General features: G+C 70.8%; 23 protein-coding genes and 1 pseudogene. 14 read left to right on the top strand and 10 right to left on the bottom strand.

Features of this window, described 5'->3' with window-relative positions:
- On the top strand, nt 1–674 hold a 674-nt coding region (locus AB0J68_RS05470), incomplete at its 5' end, for a GNAT family N-acetyltransferase (protein WP_363936372.1).
- Between the two features lie 28 nt (nt 675–702).
- Here the strand turns inward: AB0J68_RS05470 and AB0J68_RS05475 are convergent.
- The 3 genes from AB0J68_RS05475 to mshB form a co-directional block, all read right to left on the bottom strand.
- Complete coding sequence (locus AB0J68_RS05475) at nt 703–1,167, bottom strand: hypothetical protein (RefSeq protein WP_354857024.1); 465 nt, start codon at nt 1,165–1,167, stop codon at nt 703–705.
- Between the two features lie 79 nt (nt 1,168–1,246).
- A complete protein-coding gene (locus AB0J68_RS05480) occupies nt 1,247–1,684 on the bottom strand; it encodes a hypothetical protein (protein ID WP_354857025.1) in 438 nt (145 codons plus the stop codon).
- 17 nt (nt 1,685–1,701) lie between these two features.
- Nucleotides 1,702–2,628, bottom strand: a complete 927-nt coding sequence (mshB, locus tag AB0J68_RS05485) for an N-acetyl-1-D-myo-inositol-2-amino-2-deoxy-alpha-D-glucopyranoside deacetylase (protein ID WP_354857026.1) — start codon at nt 2,626–2,628, stop codon at nt 1,702–1,704.
- Between the two features lie 87 nt (nt 2,629–2,715).
- Here mshB and AB0J68_RS05490 point away from each other — a divergent pair, with 87 nt between their 5' ends.
- The 5 genes and pseudogenes from AB0J68_RS05490 (at nt 2,716) to AB0J68_RS05510 (ending at nt 7,568) form a co-directional block, all read left to right on the top strand.
- Complete coding sequence (locus AB0J68_RS05490; protein WP_354857028.1) at nt 2,716–4,860, top strand: prolyl oligopeptidase family serine peptidase; 2,145 nt, start codon at nt 2,716–2,718, stop codon at nt 4,858–4,860.
- A 126-nt stretch (nt 4,861–4,986) separates the two neighbouring features.
- Nucleotides 4,987–5,907, top strand: a complete 921-nt coding sequence (locus tag AB0J68_RS05495; protein WP_363936376.1) for an alpha/beta hydrolase — start codon at nt 4,987–4,989, stop codon at nt 5,905–5,907.
- Nucleotides 5,908–5,962: 55 nt separating this feature from the next.
- Nucleotides 5,963–6,265: pseudogene (locus AB0J68_RS05500) on the top strand (sensor domain-containing protein); the annotation flags it as partial.
- Nucleotides 6,266–6,474: 209 nt separating this feature from the next.
- Nucleotides 6,475–6,927 (top strand): ATP-binding protein, encoded by a 453-nt coding sequence (locus AB0J68_RS05505; protein WP_363936378.1) that lies wholly within the window; start codon nt 6,475–6,477, stop codon nt 6,925–6,927.
- Complete coding sequence (locus tag AB0J68_RS05510; RefSeq protein ID WP_363936381.1) at nt 6,918–7,568, top strand: response regulator transcription factor; 651 nt, start codon at nt 6,918–6,920, stop codon at nt 7,566–7,568. The genes AB0J68_RS05505 and AB0J68_RS05510 overlap by 10 nt, the downstream gene beginning before the upstream one ends.
- Nucleotides 7,569–7,769: 201 nt before the next feature.
- Here the strand turns inward: AB0J68_RS05510 and AB0J68_RS05515 are convergent, their stop codons facing one another.
- Nucleotides 7,770–8,837, bottom strand: a complete 1,068-nt coding sequence (locus AB0J68_RS05515) for a helix-turn-helix domain-containing protein (RefSeq protein ID WP_363936382.1) — start codon at nt 8,835–8,837, stop codon at nt 7,770–7,772.
- Entirely contained in the window at nt 8,827–8,991 is a 165-nt protein-coding gene (locus tag AB0J68_RS05520; RefSeq protein WP_354857039.1) for a hypothetical protein, read from the bottom strand. The genes AB0J68_RS05515 and AB0J68_RS05520 overlap by 11 nt, the downstream gene beginning before the upstream one ends.
- Nucleotides 8,992–9,134: 143 nt before the next feature.
- On the opposite strand from AB0J68_RS05520, the gene AB0J68_RS05525 reads away from it, so the two are divergent.
- Together AB0J68_RS05525 and AB0J68_RS05530 are read left to right on the top strand one after the other, a co-directional pair.
- A complete protein-coding gene (locus tag AB0J68_RS05525; RefSeq protein WP_354857134.1) occupies nt 9,135–9,887 on the top strand; it encodes an XRE family transcriptional regulator in 753 nt (250 codons plus the stop codon).
- 79 nt (nt 9,888–9,966) lie between these two features.
- The gene (locus AB0J68_RS05530; protein ID WP_354857040.1) at nt 9,967–10,434 is read left to right on the top strand and encodes a nuclear transport factor 2 family protein; all 468 of its coding nucleotides are present in this window, start codon (nt 9,967–9,969) and stop codon (nt 10,432–10,434) included.
- 154 nt (nt 10,435–10,588) lie between these two features.
- Here the strand turns inward: AB0J68_RS05530 and AB0J68_RS05535 are convergent, their stop codons facing one another.
- The 5 genes from AB0J68_RS05535 to AB0J68_RS05555 form a co-directional block, all read right to left on the bottom strand.
- On the bottom strand, nt 10,589–12,331 hold the full coding sequence (locus AB0J68_RS05535) for an ABC transporter substrate-binding protein (RefSeq protein ID WP_363936385.1): 1,743 nt from the start codon (nt 12,329–12,331) through the stop codon (nt 10,589–10,591).
- A 146-nt stretch (nt 12,332–12,477) separates the two neighbouring features.
- Nucleotides 12,478–13,464 (bottom strand): ABC transporter permease, encoded by a 987-nt coding sequence (locus AB0J68_RS05540; RefSeq protein ID WP_354857043.1) that lies wholly within the window; start codon nt 13,462–13,464, stop codon nt 12,478–12,480.
- A gap of 10 nt (nt 13,465–13,474) precedes the next feature.
- Nucleotides 13,475–14,482 carry an ABC transporter permease gene (locus AB0J68_RS05545; protein ID WP_363936388.1) on the bottom strand — a complete coding sequence of 336 codons (1,008 nt, stop codon included), beginning with the start codon at nt 14,480–14,482 and terminating at the stop codon, nt 13,475–13,477.
- Nucleotides 14,479–15,489: a dipeptide ABC transporter ATP-binding protein gene (locus AB0J68_RS05550; protein WP_363936390.1), complete on the bottom strand. Its 1,011-nt coding sequence runs from the start codon at nt 15,487–15,489 to the stop codon at nt 14,479–14,481. The genes AB0J68_RS05545 and AB0J68_RS05550 overlap by 4 nt, the downstream gene beginning before the upstream one ends.
- Nucleotides 15,486–16,541 (bottom strand): ABC transporter ATP-binding protein, encoded by a 1,056-nt coding sequence (locus tag AB0J68_RS05555; RefSeq protein WP_355138241.1) that lies wholly within the window; start codon nt 16,539–16,541, stop codon nt 15,486–15,488. The genes AB0J68_RS05550 and AB0J68_RS05555 overlap by 4 nt, the downstream gene beginning before the upstream one ends.
- Nucleotides 16,542–16,820: 279 nt before the next feature.
- On the opposite strand from AB0J68_RS05555, the gene AB0J68_RS05560 reads away from it, so the two are divergent.
- The 6 genes from AB0J68_RS05560 (at nt 16,821) to AB0J68_RS05585 (ending at nt 24,343) form a co-directional block, all read left to right on the top strand.
- Nucleotides 16,821–17,369 carry a Uma2 family endonuclease gene (locus tag AB0J68_RS05560; RefSeq protein WP_354857050.1) on the top strand — a complete coding sequence of 183 codons (549 nt, stop codon included), beginning with the start codon at nt 16,821–16,823 and terminating at the stop codon, nt 17,367–17,369.
- Between the two features lie 32 nt (nt 17,370–17,401).
- A complete protein-coding gene (locus AB0J68_RS05565; protein ID WP_363936393.1) occupies nt 17,402–18,838 on the top strand; it encodes a TldD/PmbA family protein in 1,437 nt (478 codons plus the stop codon).
- A gap of 40 nt (nt 18,839–18,878) precedes the next feature.
- Nucleotides 18,879–20,285 (top strand): metallopeptidase TldD-related protein, encoded by a 1,407-nt coding sequence (locus tag AB0J68_RS05570; protein WP_363936395.1) that lies wholly within the window; start codon nt 18,879–18,881, stop codon nt 20,283–20,285.
- Nucleotides 20,286–20,531: 246 nt separating this feature from the next.
- Entirely contained in the window at nt 20,532–21,338 is an 807-nt protein-coding gene (locus AB0J68_RS05575; RefSeq protein WP_363936398.1) for a hypothetical protein, read from the top strand.
- Nucleotides 21,339–21,350: 12 nt separating this feature from the next.
- Complete coding sequence (locus AB0J68_RS05580; RefSeq protein WP_355063748.1) at nt 21,351–23,279, top strand: fumarate reductase/succinate dehydrogenase flavoprotein subunit; 1,929 nt, start codon at nt 21,351–21,353, stop codon at nt 23,277–23,279.
- The gene (locus AB0J68_RS05585) at nt 23,276–24,343 is read left to right on the top strand and encodes a succinate dehydrogenase/fumarate reductase iron-sulfur subunit (RefSeq protein ID WP_354857062.1); all 1,068 of its coding nucleotides are present in this window, start codon (nt 23,276–23,278) and stop codon (nt 24,341–24,343) included. The genes AB0J68_RS05580 and AB0J68_RS05585 overlap by 4 nt, the downstream gene beginning before the upstream one ends.
- Nucleotides 24,344–24,350: the final 7 nt, after the last annotated feature.

The following is a 24,350-nucleotide window of genomic DNA, read 5'->3' on the forward strand; positions in this document are numbered from 1 at the left end:
CGCCCCGCGCGATGGCCGGCACCACCACATCACCGACCACCGCGCCCACCACGTACGCGCTGACGATGACCATCGAGCCGAACAGCACACTGCCCGACCAGGGCCAGCCCGCGATGATCAACACGCCGTTGCCGCTCGCCGCGCCGGTCGGCGCCGAGCTGGACGAGCGCGGCTGGGACAGCCGCCCACCGACACTCGTACAGACCGCGCCGCTGCCCCTGGCGACGCCCGCCCACGGCGTCCCGGCCGCCGGGGCCGGCGGGCCGCGGGGCGCGGTCATCGAGGTGACGACCGCGCCGAGCGACGAGTGGCTGGCCATCGCCGCCGGCCGCAAGGGCGGCCTGCCGGAGGCCGCACGCCACGTGCTCACCGCCGTGGACCAGGTCCGCTTCGTCCACGCGTACGTCGACGGCACGCTGATGGCGATCGGGCGGGGCGCGGTGACCGGTCCGGGGCGTTGGTTGGGGCTCAGCCTCATCGAGGTCCTGCCGGCGTCACGTCGGCAGGGGCTGGCCCGGCGCGTGATCGACACGCTGGTCGCGTGGGGCGCCGCGGCCGGCGCGACACACGCGTTCCTCCAGGTGGAGCAGCACAACGCCGCGGCGGTGGCGCTCTACCGGACGCTCGGCTTCACCACCCACCACACCTACCTGACCCGGGTGGCCCCGCGCTGACCCGCGCCAGGCCCGCGGCGCGGTCCGTTCAGCGGCGGACCACGCGGCGGGGCTTGGCCGCCTTGACCTCGGCGTACCGCTTGAGCTGCTGCGAGCGGTGGTCGAGACCGAGGGCGGTCGCCACCAGGTAACCGATCATGGTCCCGAGGCCGGTGGCGAGCAGGTAGAGCCAGATCTGGGCGAAGAACGTGCCCGCGCCGCCGGCGAACGGGTTGTGGCCCACCAGCAGTGGCCCGACCAGCACGGTCAGGGCCATGGCCACCAGCACCACGACCGCCACGTCGCCCGCCCACGCGGCCAGCGGCCGCACGCGTCCCCAGCGGAAGGCGACCACGGCCAGCGTCAACCCGATCACCACGAACATCGCCAGCGACACCCGGTCGGCCGCCGCGTCGTCACCGTCGAAAGCGAACCGGGTGATCAGCCGGGCGACCACGTTGACCGCGAACAGTCCTCCCGCGAGCACCCCGATGGCCCGCCACCGTCTGTCCATCGCACGACCTCCTGCCGTACGCCCCGTTTGCGGGGCCGCATCCCTGGCAGGAATATCTACCACTCGTACCTGTGTGGCGTCACCAGCGGCCGAGAGTGGGCGGCGGGGCGAGGATCTGCCGGAAACCCATCACGGCGAACGTCATCGCGCCGGCCACGATCATCGCCAGGCCGACCCAGTTGTCGCCGGCCAGCAGCAGGTCGCCCTCGGTGGTGCGGATGGCGGCCACCGCCATCAGGGCGAACCACGGCACCGCCGGCAGCGCCACCGCCCAGCGACGGCCGACCACCTCGTGCGCGAACCAGCTCAGCACGATGTTGGCGCCGACGGCGAGCAGCGCCGAGACCCCGATGAGCTGCCCGCCGACCCGGAGGGTGGCGAGCAGCAGCTCCAGCACACCGGTCACGACCCCCGCCACCATCACGACGACCGCGCCGGTCAGCCGCAGACCCAGGTCCAGCAGTCGCGGCGGTGGCCCCGCCTCGGGCGGGGTGTCCTGGTCGTTCACGACCGACATCGGCGCGGCGGGGAGCGTCACCGGAGACCGGCCGCCGCGACCGGGGACCGGTCCGCGGGGGCCTCTCCGGGCAGCCCGGCGAAGAGGTCGTCCTCCCAGCCGTACGGGCCGACGCCCGGCCCCTTCGCGCCGACCGCGAGGGTGAAGAACTCCACGCCCATGAACTCGCCCCCGAAGTTGCCGGCGATCGAGTAGAGCCAGGAGGTGGCCGGGATCTGGGTGGCGTGCGCCCGCATCGCCGCCTCCTTGGCCGCGTGCTGGTCGGTGCCGTCGATCCGGGCGGCGATCTGGTCGTCCGGGGTGCCGAAGGGCAGCTCGGCCAGATCCTGGATGCCAGCGAACGGATTGTCCGAGGATTCGGCGAAGTGCGCCATGCCGGCCTCCAGCACACTGAGCGGCATGGCCGTCCAGTAGACCTTCGCCGGGGCGCAGCCCTCGGCCGCGGCCAACTCGACGGCGCGCATCGCCACCCGGTGCGCCTGGATGTGGTCGGGGTGGCCGTAGAAGCCGTTCGGGTCGTACGTGATCAGCACCTGGGGGCGTACCTCCCGCATGATCTCCACCAGGTGCCCGGCGGCCTCGTCGAGGTCGGCCTGCCAGAAGGCGCGGGGGTGGTCGTTCGTCGCGAGGCCCATCATTCCCGAGTCGCGGTAGCGGCCGGCGCCGCCGAGGAAACGGTGGTCGCTGACGCCGAGCGCGGCGCAGGCGGCGGCCAGCTCGGCGATCCGGTACCCGCCGAGCTGGTCGGCCTCGGCGGCGGCGAGCTGCGCGAGCGCCGGTACGTGGATCTCGCCCTCCTCGCCGAGGGTGCAGGTCACCAGCGTGACGTGTGCGCCGGCTGCGGCGTAGTGGGCCATGGTCGAGCCGGTGCCGATCGACTCGTCGTCGGGGTGCGCGTGGACCAGCAGCAGGCGGCGGTCGGGCAACGTCGTCACGACGGTCACTCTAACCGGCGGTCCTCCCTCGGGGGTCGTCGACGCGTCCGCCCAGGTCGGCCACATCACGCCCGGCGCGGCTCTACGATTTGGCCTGTGGACTTTCCGGAGCTGGCCGCCCGTACCCGCCGGTTCAGCCACGGCGCGCCACGCGCTGTCTCCGTGGCCGAAGACGGCTCCCGGGTGATCTTCCTGCGCTCAGCGGGCCCGGAAGATCCGGCGGACGCGCTCTGGCTGCTGGACGTGGCGACCGGCGAGGAACGCCTGGTGGCCGATCCGGCGACCCTGCTGGGCACCGAGGGTGACGTGCGGGCGCTCTCCCCGGGCGAGCGGGCGCTGCGTGAACGGCTGCGGCTCACTGCCGCCGGCATCGGCTCGTACGCGCTGGACGCCGCCGGCCGGGTGGCGGTGTTCGCGCTGGCCGGTCGGCTGTTCCGGGCCGATCTGGTGCACGGTGACGTGGTGGAGGTGGCCGCCGTCGGTCCGGTGCTGGATCCTCGACCGGATCCGACCGGGGAACGCCTGGCGTACGTGACCGACGCGGCCGGTGGAGTGCGCCGGGGTGAGCTGCGCGTCATCGAGGCGGATGGCACGGACACCCTGCTGGCTGGCGAGGACGCCGGGGTGAGCTGGGGTCTGGCCGAGCACATCGCGGCCGAGGAGTTCGGCCGGTACCGGGGCTACTGGTGGGCCCCGGACGGGCGGATGGTGCTCGCCGCCCGGGTGGACGAGTCCCGGCTGGACCGCTGGCACCTGCACGACCCGGCCGAGCCGGCCAGCCCGCCGACGGCCGTCGCGTACCCCCGGGCCGGCGGCCCGAACGCCGAGGTCAGCCTGCACCTGCTGGACCTGGACGACGGCTGGGTCGACGTGCACTGGGACCGGGAGACCTACCCGTACCTGACCGGGGTGAGCTGGGGCGAGGCCAGCCCGCTGATCACCGTGCTGCGCCGCTCGCAGCAGCACGGGCTGGTGCTCGCGGTGGACCCGCGCACCGGTGAGACGCAGGTGCACGCCGAGCTGGCCGATCCGCGCTGGGTGGAGCCGATCGCCGGCACGCCGGCACACCTGCCGGACGGCCGGGTGCTGGTCGGCGGCGAGCTGGCCCACGACGGGTACGACGCCCGCTGCCTGTTCGCCGACGGCACCCTGCTCACTCCCCCGTCGCTGTACGTGCGACGGGTGGTGGGTCGACTGCCGGCCGTCAGCGGTCCCGCCGACCTGCTGGTCGAGGCGAGTGACGGGGAGCCGAGCGAACGGCACCTGTTCCGGGTCCGTACGACCATCGGGGGCGGGGTGGACGCCCGGCGGCTCACCACCGACTCGGGCTGGCACACGGCGGCCGTCGGCGGGGACGTCCTGGTGGTGGGAAGCGCCTCGCTGGACCACGCCGGGGTGCGGTGGACGGTGTCGCGCGGCGGGCAGGAGCTGGCCGAGCTGCGGTCACTGGCCGCCAACCCGCCGTACTCTCCGCTGCCTCTGCTGGAGCGGGTGACCGACCGGCGGCTGCCGGCGGCGGTGCTCTACCCCGACAACCATGTGACGGGCCGGCGGCTGCCGGTGCTGCTGGACATCTACGGCGGTCCGGGACACCAGGAGGTGGTGGCGGCCCGGGCCGCGTGGCTGGAGCGGCAGTGGTGGGCCGACGCCGGGTTCGCGGTGGTCACCATCGACAACCGGGGTACGCCGGGCGTGGCGCCATCGTTCGAGAAGGCGATCCACCGGCGGGTCGCCGACGTGATCCTGGCCGACCAGATCGACGCGCTGACCGCGCTCGCCGGCAAGCACCCGGACCTGGACCTGGGCCGGGTGGGGGTGCGCGGTTGGTCATTCGGCGGGTGGCTGGCCGGGTTGGCGGTGTTGCGCCACCCGGAGCTGTTCAAGTGCGGCATCGCGGGCGCCCCGGTGACCGACTGGGCGCTGTACGACACCGCGTACACCGAGCGTTATCTCGGCCTGCCGGAGGACGGCATGGACGTGTACGCGCACCACTCGCTCATCGAGTTGGCGGCGGAGCCGGTCACCGGCCCGGACCAGGCCCGCCCGTTGCTGCTGGTGCACGGTCTGGCCGACGACAACGTGGTGGCCGCGCACACGCTCCGGCTCTCCGCGGCCCTGCTGAGCACCGGCCGCCCGCACGCCGTGCTACCGCTGACCGGCGCCACCCACATGGCCGCGAACGGCACCGCCGAGCGGCTGCTTCCGTTGGAACTCGACTTCCTCCGCACCCACCTGCGCTGAGCGGCATTCGGTAAGTGATTTCGGCAGGTGGGGTCCCCTGCCGCATGCCATGCTGGCCGAAGCATGAGCCGACCGGGCGATTCCCCGGGGCGGCACCGCTTTCCCTTATGCCGAAAGGACTCCACCATGGTGGGGATTGCGCAGAAACCGTCGACCGCCGCCGTTCAGGAAGGCGAGTTGCCGGTCACGCGCTTTCGTACGGCGACGGTGAACGGGATCGACATCTTCTATCGCGAGGCCGGACCGGCCGACGGCCCCGCGGTCCTGCTGCTGCACGGATTTCCCACGTCGTCCTCGCAGTTCCGCCACCTGATCCCGCTGCTCGCGGACCGGTACCGGGTGATCGCGCCGGACTTCCCGGGTTTTGGCCACAGCGCCAGCCCGGACCGGTCGACGTTCGACTACACCTTCGCCAACTTCGCGGATCTGATGGACGGCCTCCTCGGCCAGCTCGGCGTGGATCGCTACGCGCTCTACTGCTTCGACTACGGGGCGCCGACCGGGTTCCGGCTGGCCCTCAAGGGGCCCGAGCGGGTCGGCGCGCTCATCGTGCAGAACGGCAACGCGTACGAGGAGGGCCTGAGCGATTTCTGGGATCCGATCAAGGCCTACTGGGCGGAGAAGACCGACGAGCGCCGCCAGGCCATCGCCTTCATCCTCGACCCCGACACGGTCAAGTTGCAGTACACGCAGGGGGTGCACGACCTCAGCCGACTCGACCCCGACCAGTGGACCCACGACGCCACCCAGCTCGCCCGCCCCGGCAACGCGGACATCCAACTGGATCTGTTCTACGACTACGGCAGCAACGTCACGCTGTATCCGGAATTCCAAGCCTTCTTCCGCGACCATCAGCCACCGACGCTGATCATCTGGGGCCAGAACGACTCGATCTTCCCACCCGAGGGTGCCCACCCCTATCGGCGCGACCTGCCGTCGGCCGAGTTCCACCTGCTCGACACCGGCCACTTCCTGCTGGAAGACAAGCTCGACGTCGCTGCGCCGATGATCCGCGACTTTCTCGACCGATCCATCGGTCGTTCCTGAACGGGAGCGGCGGCGTCGTCATCGACCGGCGTGCGCCGCAGGCCCTTGGGGCTGGGGCCTACGCCGCCGCGGGCCGGGTCCGGTGCGCTGGGCCGGCGCGGTGCTGACGGACGCCAGCGCTTGGAAGGCCCTCGCCTACTGCTTCGCCCGGCTGCCCCTGATGGCCGCGGCCGCCTACCTCGGCGGAGTCCTCATCGCCGGCGGGCTGCTGGGCATCACCTATCCCGTGTGGATGCACCGGTTTCCGCAAGACCCGCCCTGGGGCGGTCCCTGGGGTCTGGCCGCGCAGGGGTTGGCCGCGCTGCTGGTGTTTCCGTGGTACTTCCGGATCATCGTGTGGCTGGACCGGCGGTTGGTGGGGGCGCTGCTGGAGCCGGGCCCGGAGCGAGCCCGGATAGCGGCGCTGGAGGCCAGCCGGGCCGCGCTGCGGGCGGACGCCGCAGCGCTGCTGCGGCGGGTGGAGCGGGACCTGCACGACGGTACGCAGGCCCGGCTGGTCGCGCTGGGCGTGGCGCTGTCGCGCATCGAGCGGCGAGCCGGCGAGCCGGCGAGCCGGAGCTGCGGACGATGGTGGCGCAGGCCCCGGGCGCGGTGGTGGAGGCGCTTTCCGAGCTGCGGGACATCGTGCGGGGCATTCACCCACCCGCGCTGGACGCTGGCCTCAGCACCGCGATCGAGACCCTGGCCGCGCGCAGCGCGGTGCCCGTCGTCGTGCACGTGGACCTGCCCCAGCGGCCACCGCCCGAGACGGAGTCGGCGCTCTACTTCAGCGCCGCCGAACTGCTCACCAACGTGGCGAAGCACGCTGCGGCCAGCCGGATCCGGCTGGACCTTCGCACGCTGGGTGGCATGCTGCGCGTGACTGTCACCGACGACGGGGGCGGTGGGGCGAGGCCCGGGGGCGAGGGTACGGGTCTGGCCGGGCTGATCCAGCGGGCCGAGTCGCTCGACGGCGCGCTGTGGGTAGACAGTCCGTCGGGTGGGCCGACGACCATCACCGTGGAGTTGCCATGCGAGTAGTGATCGCCGAGGACAACCCGTTACTGCGCGACGGGATCAGGTTGCTGCTGACCGATCACGGAATCACCGTCGTGTCGACGGTGGACAACGGCGACGACCTGCGGGCGGCGGTCAGGGAGCACCGGCCGGACACGGCGGTGGTCGACGTGCGGATGCCACCGACCTTCACCGACGAAGGCTTGCGGGCGGCATTGGCGATCCGTACGGCCCACCCGGACGTCGGCGTGCTGGTCTTCTCACAGTGGGTGGAGACCCGGTACGCGCGGCAACTGATCGCCGAGCACCCCGAGCGGGTCGGATACCTGTTGAAGGACCGCATAATCAGCACCGACGACTTCGTCGACGCGCTGCGCAGGGTGGCTGCGGGCGGGACAGCACTGGACCCGGAGGTGGTGCGGCAGTTGCTGGCGGCGCCGGCGGTGGACGCGGGCGTCGCCCGCCTCAGCGAGCGGGAACGAGAGGTCCTGGGGATGTTGGCCGAGGGCCGCTCCAACGCTGCCATCTGCGAGTCGCTCCACCTCGCCCCGCGCAGCGTGGAGAAGCATGTGACAACCATCTTCACCAAGCTGGACCTACCCCAGGCGCGGACCGACCACCGGCGGGTACTCGCCGTGTTGCGCTACCTGAACGCGGGGCGCTGAGGCTTCCCGCACTCTGGCTGGCCCGGCCTGCCGATGTGCTGTTGAGCGGTATACCTCAGAGGTATGAATATGACTCTGAGGTATACCGCTCAATAGGGCACCCGACCCGACGGAGGTGACCGACGGTCACCGCCGACGGCTGACACGTGTGCCATGCCGCTGCTCTGGCCGCCACAGCCGGGACGGTATTGGCCGTCATGCTCACAGCACTCCGAGGTTGATGGCGAGCTGGGTAATCGTGGCTGGGGCGGCTGGGTCGTCCGTCTGGAGGTAGGCGCGCGCCGCGTCGATCAGGTGCGCGGCGCGGTGCTCGACCGGCAGCCACCGCCACCCGTCCCTACCGATCGTCTTCTCGTGCCGGGCGACCGCCTCCGGCCCGTCGCCCAACTCCACGGCGGCGGCGACCCGCGCCACCTCGACGGCCGCCGGCCCGAACGCCGTCCGGTAGTGGTCGTGCCCGTCGCCCACCTGGTCGCCCAGCTCGGCAGCCTCGTCCAGTAGGCGTCCGGCCATCCGGTCGTCACCCGCCCTGGCCGCGATCAGGGCGGCCTGCACGAGCAGCGATCCACGCAGCGACAGTTCTTCCGGCGTGCCAGCGGCGATCTGGGAAGCGGCGGCCAGCATCACCGGCCCTACCCGCGCCGATCCCCGTAACACCTGGCCGAGCTGCACCGCCGCGCAGGCCAGCAACACCCGATCACCGGCGGCGGCGGACATCGCCCGGTCAGCGGCCAACCAGGCGAGGCTCCCCTCCCCCAGCTTGACCAGCAACGCCGCCGCCACCCGGTACACCTCCACCACCGCTGCCCGCCCGGCCTCCGGGTGCTGACCGTGGGCGCGGTGAATCTCGGTCACCACCGTGGGCAGCAGCTCGATCAGACGTGGGTACCGGGCGTGCTGGTAGGTCGTCCACGCGTGCCGCACCTCCCGAGCCAACCGATCGGGCGGCATCACCGCGCGGTCCGCCTGACGACCAAAAGCCATTGGGTACGCGGACAGCGCGGCCCGAATCCGCGCGACGCCTTCGCGGCGCTCGGCAACCTCGGCAGGCTGAACATCACGACCAAGCAGCGCTGCGGGATCGACCCTCAGCACTCCCGCGATCTCCCGGATGGTCGACAGCCGCTCCAGGGAGCGGACCCCGCGCTCGACCTTGTCCACCCAGCTCTTCGACTTTCCCAATCGATCCGCGAACGACTGCTGCGACAACCTGCGCCGCACCCGCAGGTAGGCGACGCGTCGGCCGATCGGCACCGGGTCACGGCTCACCGCGCCACCGCCGATCCGGCACCGCCCGAGTCGTCTCCTGCACCGGTATCCGCTCAGCCTCGGCCCGCGCGAGCAACCGGCGTTTGGCGTCTTCCCGCTCGGCGGCGTCGATCTGCTCGCCCCGGCTGACCGGCTCGTCGTCAGAACTGGGCATCATCACCTCCGCTGCTGGGCGCACCGGCAGGCCCTGCCGTCGCGTGCCATCCACAGTGACGCCTAACTGTCGTCGGACGCGACGGCACAGGATGCGGCATACCGGTCACATTGACGGCGACATTCAGACGACGCAGCGGTATTGTGGCGAACATGAATGCCCCGAACACCGCCCTACGCGCGGTCCGCACCGGGATGCGCATGAGCCAGGACGACTTCGCCCGCGCGCTTCAGGCCGCCGGCCGCCGCGTCGGCGAGCCGAACGACGCCAACAAGAGACTCGTCCAGCGCTGGGAGTCCGGCGCGATCGCCGCACCGCGGCCCGTCTATGCCCGCGCCCTGGAGGTCGTCACCGGTCTGCCGGTCTCGCTGCTCGGCTTCGCTGCGATACCCGACGGCCATGCAGTCGATGACCAACACGGTGGCCACGATCTGGCCTCGCCCATGTCCAAACTGGCCACGCCAACACCCAAGCCACTCGCAGTCCGCCCGTCGTACGAGGGTGTCTGGCTCAGCCGCTACCAGTTCCATTCCAGCGGCCGGGGAGAATCATTCGCCGGGCAGCACTTCGTGGTCGTGCTCCAGCACGGCGACCGACTGACCGTGCGCAGCCTGCCCGGCTCAGCAGCATCGTCGCTGTCAATGGATCTCACCATCGACGGTGCGGTGGTCACCGGCACCTGGGTGGAGCAGACCGATCCCGCCGGCTACTACCGGGGAGCCCGGTACCACGGCGCAATCCAGCTCCTGGTGGAGCCCACCGGCCGACGGATGGCCGGCAAATGGGTCGGGTTCGGCAAGGACATGGACGTCAACACCGGGCCATGGGAGCTGACCTTCCGGGATGCTTCCACGTCGAAGGCAACGCTCGACCAGTACAACACGTCGCCCGAGTAGGCCCGCCGATGGGAATCGGCCGTCCGGTACGGCCCTCGGTGTGCCGACAGTGAGACCGCCGATTCAAAGGAAGCCCCGCATGAGCAACCCCCGCGAAACTTTCCTACGACTGGTGAACGGCGTCTGCGACGGTCCGTACGAGGACTTGGCCGACTTGTATGCCGAGCAGACCCACGTCACGCACCCGTTCCACCCACTCGACCCGCCGCCGCTACGCAGCCGCGGCGAACTGCACGAGCACTTCACCGCGCCGCCACCGGCCGGCCGGACGCTGAACCGCAATCCGGTCGACATCACGATTCATGACACCGCCGACCCGGAGGTGATCGTCGCCGAGTTCGCCTATCAGGGGCGAGTCGAGGAGACAGGCGAGGCGTTCACCGTGCCATGCGTGTTTGTCATGCGCATCCGCGACGGGCTCATCATCGAGTCGCGGGACTACATCGACCACATCGCCAGCGCGCGGGCCTGGGGTCAACTCGACAGCCTGCTAGTCGCACTTCGCCCGCAGGGAAGCACCACCGTTGACGGCGCCACCCGGCCCTGATGCTCATACGACATCACGCGCACTGATCTGCCCCGCACCTACCAATCGCGATCGGGCGCGGCCGGATCGGATCAGTGAGCCGACCGGCGGAAACGGCGAGGGCCCCCACCCGACGACGCTGTCGGGAGGGGACCCTGCCTGCCTGCGATACGACCTACGGCTTGACGTACGCGTTCACGAACGCCGGGTAGCCGAAGACGCTGGAGATGAAGACCCCGCCGGCCTTGGACCCGTGCACGTTGTAGGCCACGTCGACGAAGAGCGGCACCACGGGCGCGTGCTCCTTCATGATCCGCTCGTCGAGCTTGGCCCACTCCGGGCCCTGGTCGGCGGCGGGCATCGCCTGGATGCGGTCCATCTCGGCGTTGATCGCCGGGTCGTTGAAGTAGGACTGGTTGCTGTTGCCCTCGGCCTTGATGGTGCGGCCGTCGTAGAGCACCGGCAGGATCGACGCCCCGCTCGGCCAGTCCGCCGCCCAGTTACCGATGTACAGGTCCCAGGGGTTGTCCTTCTTCTTGACCTCGTCGAGCTTGGCGTCGTCCGAGATGTTCCGCAGCGTGATCTTGAAGCCGGCGCGCTCCAGGTTGGCCTTGAGCTGGGCGCCCTGCTGCTGCTCGGTCGAGTTGTCGGCGACGCCGAGGACCAGCTCCGGCGTCTTGCCGCCGAGCAGTTCCTTGGCCTTGTCGACGTTGCCGTTGGCGCCCGCCGGGTACGCGTCGTACGCCTTGTAGCCGATGGTGGCCGACGGCATCAGCGTGGTCATCGGCGCGGCGACGGTCTGCCCGCCCATCGCCTTGATGAGGCCCTCGCGGTCGATGGCGTAGTTGAGCGCCTGACGGACCTTCAGGTCGGTGACCCGCTGGTTGTTGATGACGAGCTGGTTGGCGCTCGGCGTGGGCGAGAGGATGGTGCGCGACTTGAGCGTGGCGTCCCCGGCCACTTTGGCGACCAGCGAGGCGGGCACGGTGTTGAAGGCGAGCGCGCTCTGGTCGGCGCCGTTGTCGGCGATCACCCGGTTGTTGGCGGCGTCCGCGGTCGGGCCGAAGGTCCACACGAACCGGTCCGGGTACTGGTGGCGGACCGGGTCGGTCTTTGGGTCCCAGTTGGGGTTGCGGTCCAGGGTGATCTGCACGCCGACCTGGTTCTTGGCGACCTTGTACGGGCCGGACGAGAACGGCTGCTTGTCCAGGTCGACGCCGGTGTCCTTGTCCGCGGGCAGCGGCGCGGTGGTCGGCAGCGAGACCGCGAACGGCAGGTCACAGCGGGGTTTGGCGAACTCGAAGCGCAGCGTCTTGGGGTCCGGCGTGGTGAGGCCGGGCGGCAGCGACGTCTTGTTCTTCTTGAAGTTCCACTTGGTGTCGAACTGCGGGGTGTCGGCCAGCCACTCCTGGATGTAGGTGGGGCCGCCGGAGAGGTCCGGGTCGAAGGAGCGGGCGATGCCGTACGCGATCTCCTTGGAGGTGATCGGCCGGCCGTCCTCGAACTTCACCCCGTCCTTGATGGTGAATTCCCAGACCTTGCAGTCGTTGTTGACGTTCTTGCCCGGCGTCTCGGCCAGGTCACCGACGAGGACGAGGCCGCCCTTGCCGTCGTCCTTCCAGGTGGTCAGGTAGCGCGCGAAGAGCGGGTTGGTCATCAGGCCGGCGAACGAGTACGTCCGCTGCGGGTCCAGGTGGGAGATCGGCGACTCCCGGATGATGGTGAACGTGCCGCCCTTCGCGGCGCCGCTCACCTCGGCCGCCGGGCCCTGCGAGTCCTTCGGGTCGGTCGCGATGACCCCGGACTGCTGCCGTTCGGTGTCCACGGTGGTGCCCCCGCCCGTGTTCTTCGAGCACGCACCCAATGCCACCACCAGAGCGATCGCGCCGCCTGCGGCAGCCACCACGCGTGGTCTCATGAAGTACCCCCTTCACCCATGTGCCGTGCGGTTTCGCCGGGGCGAGAACCGCCGACGTCCCGAGGATCGTAAGGAAGAAAACCTACAAGTTGTGTAACAGTTGTCGATAAATTTCGCCACCAGCCGCGCAGTGGCCACCCATCGGGTCAGCGCAGCCGGACCCGGGGGTCGATGGCCGCGTAGAGCAGGTCCACCAGGACATTCGCCAGCACCACGAAGACGGCCGCGATCAGCACGGTGGCCATGATGGTGGGCAGGTCACCCGAGCGCACCGCGTCCACGGCCGTACGCCCCAGCCCCTGGATGCCGAACGTCGTCTCGGTGATCACCGTGCCGCCCAGCGCCCCGCCCACGTCCAGACCGGCGATGGTCACCACCGGGGTGATCGCCGCGCGCAGCGCGTGCCGCCCGTACACCGTCGGTTTGGCCAGGCCCTTGGCCCGCGCGGTCCGGACGAAGTCCTCCGACAGCGTCTCCAGCATCTGCGCCCGCGACAGCCGGGCGTAGATGGCCGAGAAGAGGAAGGCCAGCGCGACCCAGGCGAGCACCAGCCCACTGGCCCACTTCGCCGGATTGTCGAACAGGGACGTGTAGCTGGGCACCGGCAGCAGCCGCAGGTTGTAGACGAACACCAGCAGCAGCACCGCGCCCACGAAGTAGAGCTGCAACGACGCGCCGGTCAGGGAGAAGCCGATGGCCAGGCGGTCCAGCCAGGTGCCCCGGCGCAGCGCCGAGATCATGCCCAGCCCCACCCCGAGCAGCAGCCAGAGGATCGCCGCGGGGATCACGATGCTCAGCGTCACCGGCAGCACCCGGGCGATGGTGTCCGAGACCGCCTCGTTGGAGACGTACGACCAGCCCAGGCAGGGCGCGTCACACCGGCCGCCCTGGGCGCTGCCCAGATCACGACCGGTGACGATGCCCTTCATGTAACCGGCGTACTGGCTGATCAGCGGGTCGTTGAGGCCCAGGTCGTCGCGGACCCGCTCCAGCCGCTCCGGGTTGCAGTTCTTCGGGCACATGCCGGTCACCGGGTCGCGCGGCAGGGCGAAGAACATCAGGAAGGTCAGCACGCTCACCGCGAACAGGGTCAGCGTCGCGGAGAACAGCCGCTTGATCAGAAATCGTGACATGAGTCCACCCCTACCGGGACGACTTCGGGTCGAGCGCGTCCCGCAACGCGTCGCCGAAGAGGTTGAAGGCGAACACCAGCGCGAAGATCGTGATGCCCGGGAAGAACACGTACGCCGGGTCGGTCTGGAGGAAGTCCAGACTGCGGTAGATCATCCGGCCGAAGCTCGGCGTCTCGTCGCTGAGGCCGACGCCGATGAACGACAGCGCGGCCTCGCTGGTGATGAACTGCGGCACGGCGAGGGAGAACGACACCAGGATCGGCGCCCAGATGTTCGGCAGCAGTTGCCGGAAGATGATGTGCCCCAGCCCGGCGCCGCTGGCCTTGGCGGCCTCCACGAACTCTCGTTCGCGCAGCGCGATCACCTGCCCGCGCACCAGGCGGGCCGTGCTGGTCCAACCGAAGATGGCGAACACGGCGATCAGCACGCCCACCCCGAAGGCGGACGACACCTGCCCCCGCTCGCCGTAGAAACGCAGCGTGATGGTGGGGGTGAGCGCCAGCGCGATGATCAGGAACGGCATCGCGAGCGTCAGGTCGGTGATCCAGTTGATCACCGCGTCGAGCCAGCCGCCGAGGTAACCCGCCAGCGCGCCGAGCACGATGCCGATGGTGGCGGTGATCAGCGCGGCGGCGAACGCGATGAACAACGACGTGCGCAGCCCGTAGATCAACCGGATGAAGATGTCCCGGCCCAGCCCCGGCTCCAGCCCGAACCAGTGGTCCCCGGTGACACCGCCGACGTAACCCAGCGGCATGCCGAAGCCGTCCAGCAGGTTCTGGAACTGCTCGCGCGGCCCGACCCCGTAGACCATCTCGATCAGCGGGGCGGAAAGCCCCAAGAGCAGGAAGAACACCAGGAGTACGCCGCTGACCACGGCCGTCCGGTCACGACGCAGCCGCAGCCAGGCGAGCTGCCCGGGCGAACGCCCGACGACGCCCTTGGTCTCGGGCCCGCCCGCGTCCGCGCTGGACTCGATCTCGGCGAGCGCCACACCCTCCACCGGAGACAGGCTCACGACGACACCTCCTCGACGACCTGGGTGATCGACCCCGCCCCTTCGGGGAAGTGACACGCGGTGGCCTGCCGACCGCCGTCGCGCGGCACCAGCGCCGGCTCCTCGGTGGCGCAGATGTCCTGCGCCTTCCAGCACCGGGTGCGGAACCGGCAGCCCGACGGCGGGTCGAGCGGGGTGGGCACGTCGCCGGTCAGCCGGATCCGGCCCGCCGGGCCGAGCTGAGTGACGTCCGGGATGGCCGAGAGCAGAGCCCGGGTGTACGGATGCTGCGGGCGCTCGTAGATGTCCGCCCGGTCGCCGATCTCCACGATCCGCCCCAGGTACATGACGGCTACCCGCTGGCAGAAGTGCCGGACCACGGCCAGGTCGTGCGCGATGAACACGAACGCCAGGCCCAGCTCCCGTTGCAGGTCGCGCAGCAGGTTGACGACCTGCGCCTGGATCGAGACGTCCAGGGCGGACACCGGCTCGTCGGCGACGATCAGCTTGGGCCGCAGGGCCAGCGCGCGGGCGATACCGATGCGCTGGCGCTGGCCGCCGGAGAACTCGTGCGGATACCGGTTGTAGTGCTCCGGGTTCAGCCCGACCAGCTCCAGCAGCTCCTGCACCCGCGCCTTGATCCCGCCCGGCGGTTTGATCCCGTTGACCTGCAACGGCATCGCCACGATCCGGCCGACGGTGTGCCGGGGGTTCAGCGACGCGTACGGGTCCTGGAAGATGATCTGAAGTTCCTGTCGCAGCGGGCGCAGCTCCCGGCGGCCGGCGTGGGTGATGTCCCGCCCGTCGAACTCGATGGTGCCGGCCGTCGGCTCCAGCAGCCGCACCAGCATCCGGCCGGTGGTCGTCTTGCCGCAGCCGGACTCCCCCACCAGGCCGAGCGTCTCGCCGGGGCGTACGTCGAAGTCGAGACCGTCGACCGCCCGCACCAGGCCGGTGCCGCGCAACCCCTGGCGGACCGGGAAGTGCTTGGTCAGTCCGCGCACGCGCAGCAGTGGTTCGTCGGTCATCGGGCCACTCCCACGGATGCCACGTTCTCGGCGTAGATCGCGGCGCGTTCCTCGGCGCTCAGGTGGCAGGCCACCAGGTGACCGTCGGCCCCGGCCGGGCGCAGCTCGGGCACCTCGGTGCGGGACCGGTCGCCGACGCGGTCGTCGTAACGGCAGCGTGGGTGGAAGGCGCAGCCGGTCGGCAGGTTGATCAGGCTGGGCGGGTTGCCGGGAATCGGCACCAGGTCCGCGTCCGCGTCGCCGTGCAGCGACGGCACGCTGGAGAGCAACCCCCAGGTGTACGGATGCTGCGGCGAGCGGAGCACCTGCTCGACGCTGCCGTGCTCGACGGCCCGCCCGCCGTACATCACCAGCACCTCGTCGGCGACCTGGCCGACGACGCCGAGGTCGTGGGTGATCAGGATGATCGCGGAGTGGAACTCGGCCTGGAGGTCGGCGAGCAGGTCCAGGATCTGCGCCTGCACGGTGACGTCCAGCGCGGTGGTCGGCTCGTCGGCGATCAGCAGCGCGGGGTCGTTGACCAGGGACATCGCGATCATCGCCCGTTGGCGCATCCCGCCGGAGAACTCGTGCGGGTACTGGTCGAAGCGGCGGGCCGGCTGCGGGATGCCGACCCGGTCCAGCATGTCCACCGCGCGCTGGCGGGACTCGCGCCGGTTGGCCTTCGGGTGGTGCACCCGGTACGCCTCGGCGATCTGCCGACCGACGCTGTAGTACGGGTGCAGCGCGGACAGCGGATCCTGGAAGATCATCGCCATGTCCCGGCCGCGCAGCCGGCGTACCTCCTCGTCGGGCAGGCCGACCAGCTGCCGGCCGCCGACGGAGATCTCGCCGGTGATGGTGGCCCGCTTGGGGTCGTGCAGGCCGAGGATGGCCAGCGACGTGACGCTCTTGCCGGAGCCGGACTCGCCGACGATGCCGAGAGTGCGGCCCCGCTCGACGGCGAACGACACCCCGTCAACCGCGCGCACCACGCCGTCGGAGGTGTCGAACCGGACCCGCAGGTCACTCACCCGCAGGTAGGCGTCCTGGTCGGAGCGCTGTGCCGGCACGGCGGGACGGTCGTCCGGGTCCCCGGACGGCGACGGTTCCGAGCTGTCCACGGCCACCTCCCTCAGTGACGAAGAGAACTTACAACAAAGTCCCGAGGGTGAAAATAAGCTACAAAGTCGGCACGTGTCAGCGGGCCCGAGCGTAACGAGTCCGCATCGGCCCCGCATCCCCTGTCACCTCGCCATCCACGCCCGTTCATGGCTCTGATCGCACGTCAAGTGCGATCATTGGGCGAGCAGCCAGCAGAGGATGTCCGTGGCACGAGGTGGAGGTGACCCATGACCGCGGCGGTGTTCGATCACGAAGGTCCGTGGACCGAAGAGGAGTTCCTCGCCCTCGGCGAGACGCAGGATCGCGTCGAACTCTTCGACTGGAGCCTCCACGTGACCCCAGGACCCACCCCACGGCATCAACGAATCTCCCGCAAGCTCGGCAATATCCTGGAAGCAGCCGCGGAGGCAGCCGACCTTGAGCTGTTGGAGGCGGTGAACGTCCGGCTCCGACCAGGTCGAATACCGATTCCTGATCTCGTCGTCACCAACGCAGTCGATCTCGACGAGCCCAACATCGAGTCAGCTGATGTGCGACTGGTCTGCGAGATCATCTCGCCGAGCAACGCCTCCACCGACAAGGTCCTCAAGATGCATTACTACGCCGCAGCGGGCATTGAGTGGTATCTGCTGGTGGAGCAGGGGACGGGTGCCATGCGCCTTTACCAGCGGCAGGGTGGCCACTACGTGGAGAGGGCAACGACGAAGCGCGGCGAGGTTCTGGAACTGACCGAGCCAGTGCGGGCCACTATCCGGCCAGAGGATCTCGTCCCCTGACGGGTGTCGGTCGGCTGGCCTAGGGTCGGTCCATGACCGAGTTCGACGCGGCCACCGCCGCCGTCCAGGCCGCCCTCGACGCGGGAGCGCGGTACGCCGACGCGCGGGTGATGCACCGCCGCTACGAGTCGATGACCGCGCGCAACGGCGACGTGGAGGAGCTGACCCAGGACGAGAGCATCGGGCTGGGCGTCCGGGCGCTGGTCGGCGCGAGTTGGGGCTTTCACGCCGTACCCGATCTGTCCGACGCCGCCGCCCGCGACGCCGGCCGGCGCGCGACCCGGACCGCGATGGCGAGCGCGCGGGTGCCCGGCCCGCCGGTCGACCTGGTCGCGGTCGAGGCGGTCGCGGCGAGCTGGGCCTCGGACTGCCGGATCGACCCGCTCGGGGTGCCCCTGTCGGACAAGGGCGACCTGCTGGTCGGCGCGACCCGCACGATGGCCGAGCACGGCGCGGACCTGGCCGAGGGGCTGTACCAGATCTGGGACACCGCGAAGTGGTTCGTCTCCAGCGAGGGCCACCGGATCGACCAGCGGATCCGCGAGTGCGGCGGCGGCATCTCGGCCACCTCGATCGGTGACGGCGAGACACAGCGGCGCTCCTGGCCCAGCTACCGCGGGCAGTACGGCACCACCGGCTGGGAACTGGTCGAGTCGCTCGACCTGGCCGCACACGCCGCGCAGATCGCCGAGGAGTCCCGGGCGCTGCTGACCGCGCCGCCCTGCCCGGCCGGCGAGACGGATCTGATCCTCGGCGGCGAGCAGTTGGCCCTGCAGATCCACGAGTCGGTCGGGCACGCCATCGAACTGGACCGGATCCTCGGCTGGGAGGCCGCGTTCGCCGGCACGTCCTGGCTGGACCTGGCCCAGCTCGGCTCGCTGCTCTACGGCTCCGAGCTGATGAACATCACGATCGACCCGACGATCCCCGGCGCGCTGGGCAGCTTCGGCTTCGACGACGAGGGCTCACCGGCGGTCAAGCGGGACGCGGTGCGCGACGGTCGCTGGGTGGGAGTGCTCGCCGGCCGGGACTCGGCGGCCATGGCGGGCCTCGACTACGGCGGCAGCGTACGGGCCGACGGATGGGCCCGGCTGCCGATGGTGCGGATGACCAACGTCGGCCTGGAACCCGGCCCGCACACCCTGGAGGAGATCATCGCGGCCACCGACGACGGCGTGCTGATGGACCTCAACCGGTCCTGGTCGATCGACGACAAGCGGCTCAACTTCCAGTTCGGCTGCGAGGTCGGCTGGGAGATCAAGAAGGGTCGCCGGGGGCGGATGCTGCGCAATCCCACGTACACCGGGATCGGCCCGCTCTTCTGGCGCTCGATGGACATGCTCTCCGGCGAGACGGTGCCCTGGGGGACGCCCAACTGCGGGAAGGGCCAGCCGGGCCAGATCGGGCACACCGGCCATCCGGCCGCGCCGGCCCGCTTCCGCAACGTCCGCGTGGGGGTGTCGGCGTGAAGGCCGTGCGAGCCGCGCAGTCGCGACTGAAGGAGCTGCCGTGAGTGGTTCGACGGAGTTGGAGCTGGCCGGGCAGGTCATCGAGCTGGTTCGGCGTCTCGGCGGGCCGGCCGCGCAGGCCGAGACGGTGGTGACCCGGGCGGACCTGGCGCTGACCCGGTTCGCCAACTCGGCCATCCATCAGAACGTCGCCGAGTCCACCGTCGGCGTCCGGCTGCGGGTGCACGTCGACGGACGGACCGCCGCCGGCAGCGGCAGCGTGGTCACCACCGACGGGTTGGGCGCGCTGGTCGAGCGCACCCTGGCGGCGGCGCGGCTCTGCCCGCCCGACCCGGGTTGGCCGGGGCTGGCCCCGCCGACGCCCACACCGGACGCACCGCCCGTCGACGAGGCCACCGCCCACGCCGAGCCGGACCAGCGGGCCGACCGGGTCGGCGCGTTCGTGGCCGCCGCCGGGAGCCTCATCACGGCCGGATACTGCCGCACCGCGCACCGCTCGTCGGCGTTCGCCAACTCGGCCGGGCACACCGCGTACGGTCGCTCGGCGGAGGCGGCGATGGACGGCATCGCCCGGCGCGACGGCGCGGACGGGGTGGCCCGACGCTGCGTCGACCGGCTGTCCGACCTCGACGGTGCGGAGCTGGGCGCGCACGCCGCCGCGAAGGCGCAGGCGGCGGCCGACCCGGTCGAGCTGCCGCCGGGGCGCTACGAGGTGGTGTTCGAGCCGGCCGCCGTGGCGGACCTGTTGCAGAACCTCTCCTGGTTCGGCTTCAACGGCAAGCGGTACGCGGAGCGGCAGTCCTTCGCCGAGCCGGGCGCGGCCCAGTTCGACCGACAGGTGACCCTGGTGGATGACCCGCTGGGCGCGTCGGGTCTGCCGTTCGACGCCGAGGGCACCGGCCGGCGGGCGGTGACCCTGGTCGAGGCGGGCACCACGCGGGCGGTCGCGCACGACCGGCGGACGGCCGCCGAGGCGGGCGCGGAGTCCACCGGGCACGCGATCGCGGGCGGCGCCACCTGGGGCCCGATGGCCCGCAACCTGCGGCTCTCTCCCGCGGCGGTGGGCCCGGCCAGCGCGGTGGGCCGGAGCACCACGGGCACGGCGGCCGGCGCGGTGGTGGACACGGACACCGCGGCGCTGGTCGCCGGGGTGCGGCGCGGGCTGCTGGTCTCCGATCTGTGGTACACGCGGGTGCTCGACCCGAAGAGCCTCGTCGTCACCGGGTTGACCCGCAACGGGGTCTGGCTGATCGAGGACGGCACGGTCGTCCGGGCGGTCCGCGACCTGCGGTTCACCGAGTCGTACCCTCGGGCGCTCGGGCCGGGCGCGGTGCTCGGGCTGGGCTCGCGGGCGGTGCGTCAACCGGACCGGGTGGACGGTGCCTGGTGGGCGGCGCCGTCGGTGCGGCTCGCGTCCTGGCACTTCACCGGCGGCGCCTCCGGCTGACGTTTCTCGACGACGCGCCGCAAACCCGCGCGCTGAGGGCTTTTCCGCAGGCCAGACACACGGGACACTCCCTTGCGCGGACGGCTCGCAGAGATCGGCGTAACGTGTGTCACTTAGCTGCGTCGGTCGATCCGGCGTGGTCGTTGGTGTGCGCATGACGTGGCAGCGGGTGCGGGTTCGCCGGTCCGCGTGCCGACCGGAGAGAGACCAGCCCGCCCGTACGGGCCCGTCGAGGAGACGACTCGAATGACTTCAACGGCAACGAGGCCGCGGGGAGCGCGGGCGCGCGCCGCCATCGCGGCGAAGACGTTGCGTACCGACCGCTGGTGGTTCGCCCCGCTGATCACCGTGATCGGGCTCAGCGCCTGGGTCGCGTACGCGACGGTCCGGGTCTTCATGCACAAGTGGTACTGGGTGGACCAGTTCCACTACCTGACCCCGTTCTACTCCCCGTGCGTGACGGACCGGTGCGTCGAGGAGGCCTCACACTTCGGCCGGTTCCTGCCCGGCTGGTGGGTCATCCCGGACGCCGCGCTGACCCTGCCGTTCCTGCTGCTGTTCCGGCTCACCTGCTACTACTACCGCAAGGCGTACTACCGGTCGTTCTGGCTGTCGCCGCCGGCCTGCGCGGTCCCGGACGGCCACAAGGAGTACGCCGGTGAGACCCGTTTCCCGCTGCTCGGCCAGAACCTGCACCGCTACTTCTTCTACGCCGCCGCGATCATCTCGCTGATCAACACGTGGGACGCGATCCTCGCCTTCCACTCGCCGAAGGGTTTCGGCTTCGGCCTGGGCAACCTCGTCCTGCTGCTCAACGTGGTGATGCTCTGGGCGTACACCATCTCCTGCCACTCCTGCCGGCACATCATCGGCGGGCGGCTCAAGCACTTCTCCAAGCACCCGGTGCGCTACCGGGCCTGGACCTTCGTCTCGGCGTTGAACGTCCGGCACATGCAGCTCGCCTGGATCACCCTCGGCACCCTCGCGCTTACCGACTTCTACGTCATGGCGCTCGCGGCCGGCTGGTTCAACGACCTGCGGTTCATCAACTAAAGGGCCCCTGACATGACCACTACCACTCGCATCGAACGACACCACTACGACGTCGTCGTCATCGGGGCCGGCGGCGCCGGCCTGCGCGCCGCCATCGAGGCCCGGCTCGCCGGCAAGAAGACCGCGATCATCTCCAAGTCGCTGTTCGGCAAGGCGCACACGGTGATGGCCGAGGGCGGCGCCGCCGCCGCGATGGGCAACGTGAACAGCCGGGACAGCTGGCAGGTGCACTTCCGCGACACCATGCGCGGCGGCAAGTTCCTCAACAACTTCCGGATGGCCGAGCTGCACGCGAAGGAGTCGCCGCAGCGGATCTGGGAGCTGGAGACGTACGGCGCGCTCTTCGACCGCACCAAGGACGGCAAGATCTCCCAGCGCAACTTCGGCGGACACGAATACCCCCGACTGGCGCACGTGGGCGACCGGACCGGCCTGGAGCTGATCCGCACCCTCCAGCAGAAGATCGTCTCGCTCCAGCAGGAGGACAAGCGCGAGTTCGGCTCGTACGACGCCCGGATCAGGGTGTTCTCCGAGACGACCATCACCGAGCTGCTGCTCGACGGCGACCGGGTCGCGGGCGCCTTCGGCTACTACCGCGAGTCCGGCGAGTTCATCCTCTTCGAGGCGCCGGCCGTGGTGCTGGCCACCGGCGGTGTCGGGCGTTCCTACAAGGTCACGTCGAACTCCTGGGAGTACACCGGGGACGGGCACGCCCTGGCGCTGCGCGCCGGGGCGACGCTGATCAACATGGAGTTCCTCCAGTTCCACCCGACCGGCATGGTCTGGCCGCCCTCGGTGAAGGGCATCCTGGTCACCGAGTCGGTCCGCGGCGACGGCGGCGTGCTGAAGAACTCCGAGGGCAAGCGGTTCATGTTCGACTACGTCCCCGACGTCTTCCGCAAGCAGTACGCGGAGACCGAGGAGGAGGCGGACCGCTGGTACACCGACCCGGACAACAACCGGCGTCCGCCGGAGCTGCTGCCCCGCGACGAGGTGGCCCGCGCGATCAACAGTGAGGTCAAGGCCGGGCGGGGCTCCCCCGCGGGCGGTGTCTTCCTGGACATCGCGAGCCGGCGCTCGGCCGACGAGATCCGCCGCCGGCTGCCCTCGATGTACCACCAGTTCAAGGAGCTGGCCGACGTCGACATCACGGCCGAGCCGATGGAGGTCGGGCCGACCTGCCACTACGTGATGGGTGGCGTGGAGGTGGACCCGGACTCGGGCGCCGCCTTCGGCCACGTACGCGGGCTGTTCGCCGCCGGTGAGGTCTCCGGCGGTATGCACGGCTCCAACCGGCTGGGCGGCAACTCCCTGTCCGACCTGCTGGTCTTCGGCAAGCGGGCGGGCGGGCACGCGGCCAGCTACGCCGACGGGCTGGCCGCCCGGCCGAAGGTGGCCGTGGACGCGGTCGAGGCGGCGGTGGAGACCGCCCTGGCGCCGCTGCAACGGGACACCGGCGAGAGCCCGTACACCCTCCAGCAGGACCTCCAGGCGGTCATGGGGGATCTCGTCGGCATCATCCGGCGCGAAGGCGAGCTGGCCGACGCGCTGGTGCGGCTGGCCGAGCTGCGCGAGCGGGTCGCCAAGGTGAGCGCCGCCGGCGGCCGGCGCTACAACCCGGGCTGGCACCTGGCCCTGGACCTGCGCAACATGCTGGTGGTCTCGGAGTGCACCGCGAAGGCGGCGCTGGAGCGGCAGGAGTCGCGCGGCGGGCACACCCGGGAGGACTATCCGGCGATGGAGCCGAAGTGGCGGCAGGTCAACCTGGTCTGCTCGCTGGACGGCGACAGCGTACGGCTGACCCGTAAGCCGCTGCCGAAGATGCGGCCGGAGCTGATCAGCCTCTTCGACCGGGCCGAGCTGGCCAAGTACCTCACCGACGAGGAGCTCGCCGACTTCGACGCTTCCGTCGCCGACGCTGGAGAGGCGGACAACCGATGAGCGCGAAGCGTCAGTTCCGGATCTGGCGGGGCGACGAGACCGGCGGCGACCTGCAGGATTACATGGTCGAGGTGAACGAGGGCGAGGTCGTCCTCGACGTCATCCACCGCCTGCAGGCCACCGACGCGCCCGACCTGGCCTGCCGGTGGAACTGCAAGGCCGGCAAGTGCGGCTCCTGCTCGATGGAGATCAACGGCAAGCCGCGACTGGGCTGCATGACCCGGATGTCGACCTTCGGCGACGAGGAGACCGTCACCGTCACGCCGCTGCGGACCTTCCCCGTCATCCGGGACCTGGTCACCGACGTCTCGTTCAACTACGAGAAGGCGCGGGAGACCCCGGCGTTCGCCCCTCCGGCGGACGTCGCCCCGGGCGACTACCGGATGCAGCAGGTCGACGTCGAGCGCTCGCAGGAGTTCCGCAAGTGCATCGAGTGCTTCCTGTGCCAGAACGTCTGCCACGTGATCCGCGACCACGAGGAGAACAAGCAGGCGTTCTCCGGCCCGCGGTACTTCATCCGGGCGGCCGAGCTGGACATGCACCCGCTGGACGCCCGGACCGACCGCAGGGAGTACGCGCAGGCCGAACAGGGCCTCGGTTTCTGCAACATCACCAAGTGCTGCACCGAGGTCTGCCCCGAGCACATCAAGATCACCGACAACGGGATCATCCCCATGAAGGAACGCGTCGTCGACCGCAGGTACGATCCCCTTGTGTGGCTTGGTAGCAAGATCTTCCGTCGGGGCGAGACGCCCCAGACCAGCGTGACCACCGCCCGTCCGGGCTCGGCGAGCCTGCCGGGAACGAGCCGGGGCGGGGGGCACTCGCACGCGGGTGGCTCGCACGACCCGCAGGCTGAGGCGCAGGCGCAGAGCGGCGTCAACTGGCACCGGGAGGTGCCGCACCCCACCGCGCCGGCGGTCGACGACCGGGGCCGGCTGCCGCTGACCGAGCTCACCTTCGACCGGGCCGCCGCGCCGTCGCCGTTCGGCGACGACGTGACCTTCCCGATGCCTCCGGAGCACCTCAACTTCGCGCACCCCGACCAGGACGACAAGCACTGAGCACGAC

Origin of the sequence: Micromonospora sp. NPDC049580, from assembly GCF_040675595.1 — a bacterium.
Classification (GTDB): domain Bacteria; phylum Actinomycetota; class Actinomycetes; order Mycobacteriales; family Micromonosporaceae; genus Micromonospora.

Excerpts from the sequence above, each read along its gene's own strand:
- AB0J68_RS05475 (WP_354857024.1), bottom strand. The coding sequence starts at position 1,167 with ATGGACAGACGGTGGCGGGCCATCGGGGTGCTCGCGGGAGGACTGTTC.
- AB0J68_RS05480 (WP_354857025.1), bottom strand. The coding sequence starts at position 1,684 with ATGTCGGTCGTGAACGACCAGGACACCCCGCCCGAGGCGGGGCCACCG.
- AB0J68_RS05495 (WP_363936376.1), top strand. The coding sequence starts at position 4,987 with ATGGTGGGGATTGCGCAGAAACCGTCGACCGCCGCCGTTCAGGAAGGC.
- AB0J68_RS05505 (WP_363936378.1), top strand. The coding sequence starts at position 6,475 with ATGGTGGCGCAGGCCCCGGGCGCGGTGGTGGAGGCGCTTTCCGAGCTG.
- AB0J68_RS05510 (WP_363936381.1), top strand. The coding sequence starts at position 6,918 with ATGCGAGTAGTGATCGCCGAGGACAACCCGTTACTGCGCGACGGGATC.
- AB0J68_RS05520 (WP_354857039.1), bottom strand. The coding sequence starts at position 8,991 with ATGCCCAGTTCTGACGACGAGCCGGTCAGCCGGGGCGAGCAGATCGAC.
- AB0J68_RS05530 (WP_354857040.1), top strand. The coding sequence starts at position 9,967 with ATGAGCAACCCCCGCGAAACTTTCCTACGACTGGTGAACGGCGTCTGC.
- AB0J68_RS05535 (WP_363936385.1), bottom strand. The coding sequence starts at position 12,331 with ATGAGACCACGCGTGGTGGCTGCCGCAGGCGGCGCGATCGCTCTGGTG.
- AB0J68_RS05540 (WP_354857043.1), bottom strand. The coding sequence starts at position 13,464 with ATGTCACGATTTCTGATCAAGCGGCTGTTCTCCGCGACGCTGACCCTG.
- AB0J68_RS05550 (WP_363936390.1), bottom strand. The coding sequence starts at position 15,489 with ATGACCGACGAACCACTGCTGCGCGTGCGCGGACTGACCAAGCACTTC.
- AB0J68_RS05560 (WP_354857050.1), top strand. The coding sequence starts at position 16,821 with ATGACCGCGGCGGTGTTCGATCACGAAGGTCCGTGGACCGAAGAGGAG.
- AB0J68_RS05565 (WP_363936393.1), top strand. The coding sequence starts at position 17,402 with ATGACCGAGTTCGACGCGGCCACCGCCGCCGTCCAGGCCGCCCTCGAC.
- AB0J68_RS05575 (WP_363936398.1), top strand. The coding sequence starts at position 20,532 with ATGACTTCAACGGCAACGAGGCCGCGGGGAGCGCGGGCGCGCGCCGCC.
- AB0J68_RS05580 (WP_355063748.1), top strand. The coding sequence starts at position 21,351 with ATGACCACTACCACTCGCATCGAACGACACCACTACGACGTCGTCGTC.
- AB0J68_RS05585 (WP_354857062.1), top strand. The coding sequence starts at position 23,276 with ATGAGCGCGAAGCGTCAGTTCCGGATCTGGCGGGGCGACGAGACCGGC.